The organism is Enterocloster alcoholdehydrogenati, from assembly GCF_013282095.1.
In the GTDB taxonomy this organism is placed as follows: Bacteria; Bacillota; Clostridia; order Lachnospirales; family Lachnospiraceae; genus Enterocloster; species Enterocloster alcoholdehydrogenati.
In genome coordinates this window covers 58,085-70,903 of record NZ_BLTJ01000015.1, presented here as the reverse complement: position 1 = coordinate 70,903, position 12,819 = coordinate 58,085, and the positions used below count along the sequence as shown (strand labels likewise).

12 protein-coding genes are annotated in these 12,819 nt (G+C 42.3%); 8 read left to right on the top strand and 4 right to left on the bottom strand.

What is annotated here, in order from left to right; all coding sequences use genetic code 11:
• Positions 1-50 precede the first annotated feature (50 nt).
• The 3 genes from HW447_RS15370 to HW447_RS15360 all read right to left on the bottom strand — a co-directional run bounded on the left by HW447_RS15370 (position 51) and on the right by HW447_RS15360 (position 3,838).
• Positions 51-2,528, bottom strand: a complete 2,478-nt coding sequence (locus tag HW447_RS15370) for a S8 family peptidase (protein WP_176256013.1) — start codon at positions 2,526-2,528, stop codon at positions 51-53.
• Positions 2,529-2,533: 5 nt separating this feature from the next.
• Complete coding sequence (locus HW447_RS15365) at positions 2,534-3,493, bottom strand: AAA family ATPase (RefSeq protein WP_176256012.1); 960 nt, start codon at positions 3,491-3,493, stop codon at positions 2,534-2,536.
• A 165-nt stretch (positions 3,494-3,658) separates the two neighbouring features.
• The gene (locus HW447_RS15360; RefSeq protein ID WP_176256011.1) at positions 3,659-3,838 is read right to left on the bottom strand and encodes a helix-turn-helix domain-containing protein; all 180 of its coding nucleotides are present in this window, start codon (positions 3,836-3,838) and stop codon (positions 3,659-3,661) included.
• A 457-nt stretch (positions 3,839-4,295) separates the two neighbouring features.
• Here HW447_RS15360 and HW447_RS15355 point away from each other — a divergent pair, with 457 nt between their 5' ends.
• The 4 genes from HW447_RS15355 (at position 4,296) to HW447_RS15340 (ending at position 6,224) form a co-directional block, all read left to right on the top strand.
• Entirely contained in the window at positions 4,296-4,637 is a 342-nt protein-coding gene (locus HW447_RS15355) for an arsenate reductase family protein (protein WP_176256010.1), read from the top strand.
• Position 4,638: 1 nt separating this feature from the next.
• Positions 4,639-5,235 carry an SAM-dependent methyltransferase gene (locus HW447_RS15350; RefSeq protein ID WP_176256009.1) on the top strand — a complete coding sequence of 199 codons (597 nt, stop codon included), beginning with the start codon at positions 4,639-4,641 and terminating at the stop codon, positions 5,233-5,235.
• Positions 5,236-5,268: 33 nt separating this feature from the next.
• Entirely contained in the window at positions 5,269-5,634 is a 366-nt protein-coding gene (locus HW447_RS15345) for a winged helix-turn-helix transcriptional regulator (protein ID WP_176256008.1), read from the top strand.
• A gap of 83 nt (positions 5,635-5,717) precedes the next feature.
• The gene (locus HW447_RS15340) at positions 5,718-6,224 is read left to right on the top strand and encodes a YbhB/YbcL family Raf kinase inhibitor-like protein (RefSeq protein ID WP_176256007.1); all 507 of its coding nucleotides are present in this window, start codon (positions 5,718-5,720) and stop codon (positions 6,222-6,224) included.
• Between the two features lie 39 nt (positions 6,225-6,263).
• Here HW447_RS15340 and HW447_RS15335 read toward each other — a convergent pair whose 3' ends face one another.
• Positions 6,264-7,601 carry an MATE family efflux transporter gene (locus tag HW447_RS15335; RefSeq protein WP_176256006.1) on the bottom strand — a complete coding sequence of 446 codons (1,338 nt, stop codon included), beginning with the start codon at positions 7,599-7,601 and terminating at the stop codon, positions 6,264-6,266.
• A gap of 289 nt (positions 7,602-7,890) precedes the next feature.
• Between HW447_RS15335 and HW447_RS15330 the strand changes: the two genes are divergently transcribed.
• Genes HW447_RS15330 through HW447_RS15315 form a run of 4 tightly spaced genes read left to right on the top strand, consistent with a single transcriptional unit; the run spans position 7,891 to position 12,770 of the window.
• Positions 7,891-10,656 (top strand): PRD domain-containing protein, encoded by a 2,766-nt coding sequence (locus tag HW447_RS15330; RefSeq protein WP_176256005.1) that lies wholly within the window; start codon positions 7,891-7,893, stop codon positions 10,654-10,656.
• A gap of 11 nt (positions 10,657-10,667) precedes the next feature.
• A complete protein-coding gene (locus HW447_RS15325; RefSeq protein ID WP_176256004.1) occupies positions 10,668-11,153 on the top strand; it encodes a PTS sugar transporter subunit IIB in 486 nt (161 codons plus the stop codon).
• Between the two features lie 26 nt (positions 11,154-11,179).
• Positions 11,180-11,950 (top strand): PTS mannose/fructose/sorbose/N-acetylgalactosamine transporter subunit IIC, encoded by a 771-nt coding sequence (locus tag HW447_RS15320; RefSeq protein WP_176256003.1) that lies wholly within the window; start codon positions 11,180-11,182, stop codon positions 11,948-11,950.
• Complete coding sequence (locus tag HW447_RS15315) at positions 11,943-12,770, top strand: PTS system mannose/fructose/sorbose family transporter subunit IID (protein WP_243176318.1); 828 nt, start codon at positions 11,943-11,945, stop codon at positions 12,768-12,770. The genes HW447_RS15320 and HW447_RS15315 overlap by 8 nt, the downstream gene beginning before the upstream one ends.
• Positions 12,771-12,819: the final 49 nt, after the last annotated feature.

Here is a 12,819-nt window from a genome sequence, read left to right as displayed (position 1 = left end):
GGATATAAAAAAACGCCATAGATTTTTCTATGACGTTTAAAGTATAAGTTTTATGGGGTTGGTATAGAAATTTTGGTTGTCGGTGTAATCTGAGTTATAATAGGAGTATATAAATCCGTGTCTGTTTCAGGTGTTGATAAGGAGACTATCAGGGAATATCTTACTTTTTTATCATATCGTTTAAGATAATCTCGTTCTCGCCACCATCCAATAACAGGGAATACAGCAATATGATTACAATCACATAAATCAACAGCATTTAGTTCACAAAAATCAGAGTGAACGGAACCAACATCTCGATTATCTGAGCCTAAATACCATCTATCGCTTCCGCTACTTCCGTCGCCTTTATCCTTTTTGTCATCACCACGCATTTTTACATTTATACGTTTTTTAAAATCATCTAAAGTCTCGTCAGAATTGATTACATCAAATCTAAGGCCACATGACGGATAACGATATTTATCTTTCCACCCAACTTCTCCTGGACCTGGTTCGATAAAGTACGATAAAGTTATTTTCAATGTTACAGGTATTTCTCCTAAAGATTGGAGAACTTCTTTTGGCCAAGGCAATGTGTGTAAGTGCATTTCTTTCATGCTTTTTTTATCATAGGGTTGCAATTCACCTTGAATAACCATATTTACACTATTATTCATGCACTGTATTGCCTTTTGAAGATTCGGAATACCATAACCACAAGTTCTTAAAAGCCTACGCCTTCCTTTGGTTTTTGTATCTTCGGTACAGAATTGCTTTTTCATTTCAGGAGTCCAGCTAGCTGAATGAATCATAAGAGCACGAACTGTTTCGGGCCATATATTAGGATATTCATTCAAAATTTGTGCACAAAACCATGCAGCTTGTGCTGTAGCAGAACTTGTTCCCCAAATGGTAGAAAATTGCTTTATAAGTGGTCGATAATTTGTTGTTAGTAATGACAAATCAGGACATTCTGTGTAATCTGTGCCATTCGAACAAATATTTCCTCCTTCGAATAATACATCAGGTTTTATAGGCCATTTGCTACTCCATGTTTCAGAGGTTGAGCTATAAGGAGATAAGGCACCTAATGAGGCAAGAGGAGTATATCCAGAAAAATCAGGATTACTGATTGTAACATCATTAGTATAAGTACCAATAGTTATAGCATTCCAAGATTGGCCTGGACTTTCAACGCAATGTAATGTATTTGCGTCGGGATAAGGACTCCTTACAAATTCGTCAGGATAAACATTACCTGCACTAATTAAAAACAAACGTTTTTCATTTTCTTCATCAGCACCAGATGTAATATTATCTAAGGCGGCAGACCAAGATGTAGGGCTACCATCAAAAGTATTATGATCTGGAGCAGTTACGGCCATGCAAATAACACGTTTAGACTTTGGATTGGAGATTTCCGCCAAGGAAACAGCTTGTTCTGTTATTGCACCATATAATTCTGGTAAGTTTCCACCAGTAGGAGGTAGTATTTTCACTGATTCAATTTCATGAGATACTGAAATTGGTTTTCTTGATTCCAATGCCTTCTTTAAATCATAGAATAAGGCAATGCCGGCCATTTCGGTGCCATGACCTTGATGATCACCGTTTCCCCAAGTGGTATTTACTGATTGAATATGATTGATGTTTGTAGCTGGTGCTAATAAAGAATGACCAGATGTTATGCCTGTATCTAATAAACAGACCGAAACATCATCATTTTCATATGTAGTCCGAGAGAGCAACTCATCAACCCATTCAGTCTGTTCAGAATTTGACAGTTCGTCAAAAAAAGTAGTTGCCTCCGGAGCACAGCGTATTTCAGTAATAAATGGGCACATACTAATTAAATTTTTTAAAGTATGAGCATTGGCGCGAATTAATTTTACAATTCTTTCTGGGAAAATAATACGTTTTTCATCAATCGGAATATTGTTTTCTTGACAGATTAAAGTAATATTTTCCTCCGTGACTCTCCAAGATTCAGGGTTAGTAGTTTGATAATCATACCTTAACCACAGCTCACACCATATAGGGTCATCTGTAGGAATAGTATCGGGGTTACCAACCCAAAATGACTCCAACATTGCTAATTTAACATTTTCAATGCTGCTAACCAAATCGTTGTTTTTAGGCTTTCCTGATTTTGTTTGTTCAGAAGCATAAGCCTCGACTTTCTGAATAAAATAGTTCTCTTTTCCGGCAGGAATATAAACGGTTGCTTTAACAGTATTTGTTTCGGTATCTTCATGGACATTTAAAAGTCGAATACCTTGAGTTCGATTTTCCAGGCTTTTTACAGCCAGGTCATGTTGTGAAGCCCCCGAAAATTCAAGATAAACTCCTTCTTTATATCGAATAGCAGCTACCTGTCGTTGCGTAAGTGATTCAGCGTAGCATTCTCTTAACTTGCGCTGGATGAAATTAGCATGTGATGTGGTAGTTCTATGAGGATAATTACTACCTATAGGGCGTGATACAGAGGAATAAGACAGCGGCTCGGCTGTCTGAAATAAAAAAATATTCTTTTTGTCTACAGCCATTCGTCTTATGCCTCCTTATATGAATAGATATTTTTTCTTTCATGCAAAAGAGCAGAGAGCCCTTTTGAAGTCAGGGGTTGGTCTCCTAAAATTGAGGACTTTATTGCATCATCACATACTTTTACGATTTCTGCATGATTAAGTCCATTAGCAGCTTGAATAAGTTCTTTAGTTATCCTGAAATGTTTATCATAATTAACTAGTTTGTATTTGAACAAACGCTGTATCTCATCTGTGGTCGGTAAGGAATAATGAAGAACATCATCAAACCGCCTAAATAATGCTTGATCAAGTAATCGTTGGTTGTTAGTTGCAGCAATTATTATACTTTCAGAAGAGTCTTGCTCTATAAATTGAAGAAACGAGTTAAGAATTCTTCTCATTTCTCCCACTTCATTATCAAGACTTCTGTCTGCACCAATGGCATCAAATTCATCGAAGAAATAAACACCGGTAATTGATTGAATACTATCAAATATTTGGCGTAACTTTGCGCTGGTTTCTCCCATGAATTTTGTAACAAGTTTATCCATTTGTACTGTATACAAAGGAAGAGACAATTCGGAAGCAATAATAGACGCTGTTAATGTTTTACCAGTTCCAGGCTGGCCTTCGATCAGAATTTTTCTTCTATTGACCAAGCCGTATGAATATAGTTTGTTTCTGTTGCGATATTCATTAAGAATACGCTGTATTTTTTCACTAATATCATCAGAAACAATAAGTTCGCTTAAATCGTAGTTTGGAGTGGATAGCAAAAGCATAGGATTCTGAGATGTAAGTTGTACTATACTCGCTCGTTTATTTCCAAGTTTATCAATTTGCAATTTTAACTCTCGTGCGAAGTTATCATGTCCAAGTTTGGCTTCATGAGCAGCTATTTGCAATACAACAGTTTTAAATTTTTCATCATTACGGTCAACATATGCCTTTACAAGGCTCTTTATCTGATCAGCTGTTGCCATACACAAATCACCTCCCATAAATATAATAACTCATAATACATCATACTCTTTTTGGGCACGATAGTCAATTATCCAGCAATAAATAGAATATGATTTAAGTCGATTTATATTGAGTAAAAACGCCATAGGAAGTTGAAGCCTATGGCGTTGAGGGACTGTATTCTGTTATGTATCTAAGTTGTCTAACCATTCGTCAAAGGACTTTTTGGAAATTCTGATGGCACTACCTATGCGGACAATTTTGAAGTGCCCCTCTTTTGTGAGGTTGTAAGCTACTGTCCTGCTGATATTCAGCATTTTGGCAATGTCCTCGACGGTGTAAGTTCTGTTTTCACAATTTGACATAAGACCTCCTATGGGGTAAACTACCAGTAGTTAGGGGTTCCTGATGATATAGGGAATTTGGATTGAGTAACTACGTTCTTGCTAAGAGTTTGCTAATTGGACACTTTATAATCGGGCGAAAAACGTTGTATGAAACGTTTTGAAATATCAGATACAACGCCCGAAAAAGCCCATAAAATCAAGGGTTTTCTTGAATAGGAAGTCATGTAGTCGGCAACCGCATAAGCTGGTAAGCCATACTCCTAAGCGGAAGGCCAGCGGTTCGAATCCGCTCAGGAACACTGTCCAGAACGTCGGAACCTTTGATTGTAAAGGCTTCTGGCGTTTTTGTGTTTCCTGCGGTCAGGGTGCGGATACGTCAGCAGCAGTATCTATTACTTTCAGGAATACCCTTTCCGTACAGTCCTCCCGGCCATATACAAACCAATCTCTCAGAATCAAAGGTGACATACAAACTATGAACATACAAATTTTTGGAACCAAAAAGAATTTTGACAGTAAAAAGGCAGAACGGTATTTTAAAGAGCGAAATATCAGCTATCAGTTTATAGACATGAAAGAAAAAGGGTTAAGCAAAGGAGAATTTCTTTCGGTATGTCAGGCGGTCGGCGGTTATGAAAAACTGGTTGATCCTGACTGCAGGGATAAGGATCTTCTTGCGCTGATCCAATACATTTGCGAGGAAGACAGGGTCGGCAAGATCCTGGAAAACCAGAAAATAATAAAAACTCCCATTGTGCGCAATGGAAAGCAGGCATCCATTGGTTACCAGCCGGATGTATGGAAGAGCTGGAAATAAGATGGATCAGAATGAACTGCAGTGGGATAAGCTGCTGAAAATAAAGACAACCGGACGGGATGATTCTCATTCAGACCAGTACCATTTTCCATATGAGCCAACGCCCTACTGCGTATTGGAACGGCTGGCTAACAGCGGATGGTTTGGAAAGAAAAATGTACTTCTGGATTATGGAACCGGAAAAGGGCGTGTGTGCTTTTTCCTGTCCTATCAGACAAGATGCCGCTCCATTGGAATCGAATATGAAGAACGGATCTTTACCGGGGCAGAAGAAAATAAATGCCATGCGGTATCCGGCTTCAGAACCTCATTTGCAATGAGCGATGCGGAGCACTATACCGTTTTTCCGGAAACTGACCGCTGCTATTTTTTTAATCCATTTTCTGTGGAAATTCTGCAGAAAGTTCTGGCGCGGATTTATTATTCCTATTACGAATATCCGAGAGAGCTTCTGCTGTTCTTCTACTATCCGTCTGACGAGTATGTACGTTTCTTAATGACGCAAAAACAGCTGGTGTTTTTTGACGAAATTGACTGCAGAGATTTATTTGACGGAAAGAACCCCAGGGAAAGAATCCTGGTATTTGAAGTAATATAGCAGCAGGATACCGGCAGAGGAAGTGATGTAAGCTTGAAAATACGCGAAGAATTTACCTGCCCCTTAGAACTCGTGCACGACATGATCAAAGGGAAATGGAAACCCATTATTTTATGGCGGTTACGGTTGGGAGCGGCCTCTCTTGCCAAACTCGAAAGGGACATTGACGGTATTACGCAGAAAATGCTCTTAGAGCAGCTGAAAGAACTGACCGACTACGGGTTTGTAAAGAAGAAAACCTTTGAGGGATACCCCCTTCATGTAGAATATTCTCTGACTGAGGAACGGGGCTGCGAATTACTGGAAGCCTTAAAGATCATGCAGCATATTGGGATTGAATATCTTAAAAAACAGGGTATGGAAGATGTGCTGATCGAAAAGGGCGTCATTCCTGAATGATACAAACAAAAAAGTGGGTAATTTACTTTCTGCCTCTATGCAGCTATGATGGGATCAAAACAAGCTGCATGGAGGTAATTTTTATGTTTGTTACAAGTACAGGAATTGTAAATGGAATCATTCAAAATAAATTTGGCGGCCGAGGCACACAGTTCAATCAAAACGGTGTTCCAACCTGTTCTTTACCGTTTAAGATTGAAAATCCCCCGACCGGTACCCGCTCATTTGCCCTTATATTGGAAGATAAGGATGCATATCCAGTTACAGGAGGATTTGTATGGGTTCATTGGCTGGCGGCAAATATTACACGCTGTGAACTGAAAGAAAATGAAAGTCAGACCGCTCATGATTTTATTCAGGGCTGCAACAGCTGGATGAGTATACAGGGAAACCGGCAGAGCAAAGAATTATCCTGTTTTTACGGAGGAATGACGCCGCCGGACCAGAACCATACATATGAATTGCACGTCTTTGCCTTAGATACTCTGTTAGATGTAAAAACAGGATTTTTTCTGAATGAGCTTTACCGGGAAATGGATGGGCATATTTTATCCGAATATACGCTCAAAGGGATCTACCATAAATTGTAAATCACCTCAAATGGTTTACCCCATTGAGATGATAACATTTTACAGTCTCTTCATCTCCCTCTTCCCATAGGTTTTCACCAGCAGCGGAACCTCTGCGATCAGCATTCCAAACCAGCCGGCCATATAGGAGAACGGCAGGGCCTCGATCCCCATTCCAAGGAAAAATACCAGTATAAAGGCTGCAAGAACACGGACACCCATATTGATAAAGCTGCTGATGAGAGTGATTTTTAAGTCTCCGATCCCTCTGAAATACCCCTGTATTCCATTTGTAACTGCCGGCAGCAGGTACATGGCTGCAATGAGGTGAAGGTAGCTGACTCCATGAGTGATAACATCCTCATCCTTTACAAACAAAAGCATCAGCGGTCTTGCAAGCAGGAAGCAGATGGCAAAGACAGCTGCACCGTAGAGCAGCTCCAAAGCAATTCCGCAGCGCAATCCTTCCCGCATCCGCTCATTCTTTCCCGCGCCCTTGTTCTGAGCCATAAGAGCCGTCATGGCATGAGCGATATTCTGCTCCGGCGTATAGGCAAAATCATCAATACGGTTGACTACAGCGAACGCCGCCGCCACAGAAACGCCCATCGTATTTACAATGGCCTGGATCCCCAGCTTTCCCAGCTGAACCGTGGCCTGCTGCATAGCTGAGGCCCAGCCATAGGCTATCGTACGCTTTAAAAGGCTGCTGTCAAAGACAAGCCACTTCCTTCCCAATCGCAGCACCGGCACCTTTTTCTGTATGTAAATAACACAAAGCAGACAGCACAGCGCCTCGCTGATCACCGTTGACACGGCACAGCCGTTACTGCCGGCATCCAGAACCACCACGAAAAACAAATCGCCAAAGACATTTAACACCGCGCTGATAATGAGGAAATACAGCGGCGTATGGCTGTCCCCCAAAGCTCTCAGGGTGCTGGAAAAGAAGTTATACAAAAAGGTAAACATCATACCCCAGAAAATAATCTGCAGGTATTCCTTCGTCATTTCCATAATTGAAGGATCCACCTGCATCAGCATCAGAATCGGATCTGCAAAGATCACGCACAGGACGGTAAGAACAATGGAAAAGACCATTCCCGATATCATAGTGGTGCTGATCTGGCGGCGAAGTGTATGGTAATCTTTTGCTCCATACTGCATCCCCATCAGGATGCTGGCCCCCATACAGAGGCCATTGAGAAAAAGAATCATCAGTGTTGTGATGGGATTGCAGATTCCCACTGCTGCCAGCGCTTCCTTTCCCACAAAATGGCCCACGATGATGCTGTCTGCCGCGTTGTAGGTCAGCTGGAACAGATTTCCCAGCACAAGCGGCACCGTAAACTGCACCAGCATGGGCATTATTTTTCCGGTGGTCATGTCTTTTGTCATACTGCCTGTCTCCCTTGTCTTTCACGTCTCTTTTACAAAATGTAAACACTTACAATGTTAATCTTTTTTGTGGGAAAGTCAAGGGAAAAGTGTCTGTCACAGTGTCGATTCGCTCCCCCTTCCTCTTTTTTTCGTCTCTTTTCTTTCATTACACTGCCGAATTCCATTTATGACTGTCTAATATAGATAAAACCCATTCCATTTTTTTCACCTTTTTGTATAATAACTCATGTACCAGACAACCGGGTTTTAAAGTAAACCCGCTACTGTACATGGGAGACATATGCATATGCTCAGCACAAAAGAAGAACTTTATCAATATTTAGAAAAAATCAGCCGGAACTTCACTCTGAAAAATTTAAAATATTTTACGGCCAACCATATCAGTGAGTCTTTAAATATTTCACGGAATCTGGCAAGCCAGTATCTCAACGAACTGGTAAAGGAAGAACGGGCCATAAAAGTAAATTCACGCCCAGTCTACTTCTTCCATAGAAAAAATGTGGAACGGGAAACCCAGACAGGCCTGGACACCTGTGTATTCTCCGGTCTGGATGAGTTTCAGCGCAAATGCCGCTCTGTTGACGAACGAATGGATTTTCAGAAAGCCATCGGATTCGGTTTAAGCCTAAGCCCCTGCATCGAACAGTGCAAGGCCGCTGTCAAATATCCGCCCAATGGGCTTCCGGCCCTCTTCTATGGAGCAGCCGGAACCGGAAAGTCCTTTCTGGCACGTTTAATGTTTGAATATGGGGTTAATACTTGCACACTGGTGAACACATCCTCCGCCCCACCACCCTATGTAGCTGTAGACTGCACTGAATATGCCCAAAACGAAGAGCGATTTGCTCTCTCCTTCTGCGGCGCAGAAGACGGTAAGGGCTGGCTTTCCAGAGCAAATGGAGGCGTTCTCTTTTTTGATGAGATCGACCGGCTGCCCTTTTCCAGCCAGGAACTGATCTGTTCCTTCCTGACATCGGGGCAGTACAAAAGTTCCGCAGACGATGACCGGGTGTTTGAATCCAACGCAAGGCTCATTTTTTCTACGGCAAAACCACCGGCAGAGGTACTTTTTAAACCCCTGTCACGGATGATCCCCATTGTAATTCCGATACCTGCACTCCAGGAGCGGACAGCAGATGAGCGGGAGGAAATGCTGGTATCTTTCTTAAAATCCCAGGGAAGACGAATGGGAGTGGATGTGAGTATCAGCCAGAATGCATTTCATTGTATCCTGGAATTCCCATTTGAAAATAATATTGACGGCCTGATCAACTGCATTACCAGCAGCTGTGCCGGCGCTTATCTGGAGAAACAAGAGGACTGTATTTCCATTCAAAGCTACCATCTTCCCGAATATATGCTTTCATCTCTAAAGCTGGAAATCACCGATCAGAATCGGCGCATGATACATATGAACAGTTACAGCAGGGATACGTCTTTAGCTCAGGCTGTCCAGTTTTACCAGATGATATTGGAAGCCTTTGAAGAGTACAGGCAGGAACGCCTATCCTTTGAACAGATGATCCAGGAGGGCATGAAACAGCTTTATGACTTCAACGATTATCTGCTCTATGAGCAAAAACTTGTTAATATCAAGTTAGTTACCTGGGAACAGTTAATCAACCAGGTATTTGAATCAGTAAGCGAGATGTACGGTATCAGTCTTTCCAAGAAGTACAGCCATCTCCTTGCCCGATGCCTTTATATCCAGCTTCAGGGGAATAATCTCATTGATCAATGGCTGAAGCAGAACCAGCGCGAGATTGAGGATATGTATCAGGATATAAGCAGTTCTTTTCCAAAAGAAGCGGACATTACTTCCCGGATTATAAGTTTGATTAAAGCAAACCTGGATATCGAGGTCAATACATTAAACCAGCTTCTTTTGCTCCTGGATATAAAAAATCAGCGTCAGATGATTCATAACATTTCAGCCGCAGGCATTATTTTAAGCCACGGCTACGCAACTGCCTCCAGTATAGCCGATGCAGCCAATCAAATTATCGGCCGAAAGGTCTTTGACGCTATTGATATGCCTCTGGATACGCAGATGGAGGATGCAGCTAAGCTGTTAGAAAAACACATTGAACATTATATAACCGGACAGGATATTATTCTTTTAGTGGATATGGGATCTTTAGAACAGATCCATGAAAAGATAAAAGGACTGCCTAATATAAACATTGGCATTATCAATAATATCTCCACAGCTCTGGCCGTGGATATTGGTATGGGGATTTGCAGCGGAAAACATTTGGAGGAAATTCTAAAACAAGCCAGCGAGAGCACCATCTGTACCTATCGGATCATCAATAACGCTCTGAAGGAAGATGCTGTAATCTTTAGCGGAGAAAACGGAATCAATACCACAGAAAAATTAAAGGAACTGATCATAAAAACCTCCGGGCCCTCCATCCCCTTAAAATTTATTGCCTACGATTATTACCGACTGGTAAAAAACGGAAGTCGGGATGAGATTTTCCGCCAATATCACGTAAAGTGCATCATTGGCCTGTTTAATCCGGAAATTGAAGGGATACCCTTTATTTCTCTGGAAGACATCATTTCCATGGATGCAGCAGAAAAGCTGAATGCTCTATTCTCGAATTACCTAAATGAAGAGCAGATGGAAAGCTTTAATCAGAATCTTTTAAAGAATTTTTCTCTTCAAAATGTGGTGGAATCCATCACCATTTTAAATCCATCCAAGCTTTTAGACGAGGTGGAGCAGGCCGTAAGCTACCTGCAAAAAATAACCGAACGCCGAATTGCCGACAGGAGCATAATTGGGCTGTATGTTCATCTGTGCTGCCTAGTAGAGCGTCTGGTCACAAAGACCCCAATTGAACATTACCAAAATCTTGGGGATTTTGAGCAGCTTCACTCTGGTTTTATTCAACAGGTAACAAACAGTTTTCAGGATATATCCCGACATTATCAGGTAACACTTCCGGTCAGTGAGATCGCTTATATTTATGACTACATCAACCTAAACACAAAAAATAAGCTTTCCGGGCAGGCATACAGTCCGGTCATCCATAAGGATGAATAAGGAGAAAATCTATGGGTATCGTACTTGCAAGAATCGACAATCGTCTGCTGCATGGCATCGTAGCTACACAGTGGGCCGGACGCTCTGGAGCACAGCGGATCATGATCATTGACGACGGAGTTGCAGGAAATGAACTTACAAAAGCCAGCATGAAACTTGCCAGACCGACAGGAATGGCCATATCCATTATTTCAGAAGAAACAGCTCTTATAAATTTTAAATCCGGAAAATACAACGACCACACGGTGTTTGTACTTGCAAAAAAACCTTCCACACTTCTAAAACTGTCTGAGGCTGGCGTAAAAATTCCGGAGCTGGTTATTGGCGGCACGGTAAAACCCACCGAAGGCGATAATGCCATAAAGCTGTCTCAGAGAGCCTACGCATGGCCGGATGACATCGACAACTATAAAAAGCTGAAAGCAGCAGGTACTCATATGTACATTCAGTATGTACCGGCAGATGCTGAAATTTCTGTAGAACCGTTTTTAAAATAACAAAAATCTAAAGGGGGAATTACAACATGGAATTATCTGCTCTGCAAATTGTGTTACTTATTCTTGTAGCAGCTGAGATCAACTTAGATCGACGCGGACTCTCACTGACTCACGCAAGGCCTGTCATCGTAGGTTTCCTGTGCGGCCTGATCTTGGGCGACATGAACAGCGGCCTTTATATTGGCGGTACATTTACCCTGATGTCCTTAGGCGTTGCCGCGCTGGGAGGTTCCTCTGTTCCCGATTACGGCGTTGCCACTATCATTGCCTGTGCTTTTGCAAAGACCACAGGCCAGGGGCCAGAAATCGGCATGACCATAGGACTTCCTGTTGGTATGCTGGGTGTACAAATGGACGTACTCTTTAAAATATGCAATTCCTTCATTGCACAAAAAGCCCAGAAATACGCTAACGCAAAACAGTTCTCAAAGATGTATCGCATTACGATGCTGTGTCCTGTCATGGTAGCCGTATTTATGTCCCTTCCTACTGCTCTTGCTCTGACCGCCGGTGCGCCTCTGGTACAGGCCATTCTGGACGTACTTCCCTCCTGGGTGACCGGTGGCCTGTCTGTAGCGGGAAAGCTTCTTCCCGGCCTTGGTATTGCCATGCTGCTGCACTTTATGCCGGCAAAGAAATATTTCAACTATATTCTCATTGGCTTTGTACTCAGCGCCTACATGGGCGTACCCATTCTTGGAACTGCCCTTTTGGGTGTAGCTTTAGCCTATAAGTTCTATATGGATGAGGAAGCAAAGGAAAATACTGCATTTGCAGGAGGTTTGGAAGATGAATAATGAAATTGAAATGAACGCAATGGAAAAAGAACCTGTTTTAACAAAAAAAGACTGTGTAAAGGGAGCAATTCGCTGGTCCTTAATGGCGGTCAATACATTTAACTATGACACGCAGCTGGCTCCTGCAGTTGTATTTGGAATCGGGCCTCTGCTGCGCAAAATCTATAAGGATGATGACGATTATGTGGAAGCTCTGAACAATCATTTTAAATACTTTAACACTCACCCATGGCTGGCAAATATTGTTCTGGGTGCTACACTGGCTCTGGAAGACAAAGAGGGTATCTCTTCTCTGGACGCAGTACAGAACATCAAAGTCAGCCTTATGGGCCCCTTGGCAGGTATAGGCGATACATTGATCTGGACCCTGCTCCCCACTATCCTCGGCTCCATTGCCGGTTACATGGCCTTAGATGGAAACCCCATCGGTGTTATTCTCTGGCTTATCATCAATCTGCTTCTTCTTGTATTCCGTACTCAGCTAATGTGGATAGGCTACCGCGAAGGCACCAAGCTGATCACTAAGGTAGGCAGCCGCATCTCCCGTATTACAGATGCCGCGTCTGTCCTGGGGCTGACCGTAGTAGGCGCCCTCTCCGCTACCGTTGTTACCGCAACAACCCCTCTGGCTTTCCAGATGGGGGAAATCAATATGGCCGTCGCAGATCTGCTGGACAAGATTCTTCCCTGTATGATTTCTGTGGTCACCATTGGTATCATGTATAAGCTTCTGGGAATGAAAGGCATGAAGATCACTCGGCTGATTCTTTTAGTCATTATCTTCTCTATGGTCTGCTCTGCTTTGGGGATTCTGGCATAAAGGCCATTTCCTTACCTGAAAGTATGACACAAAGATAAATCGTAACTGC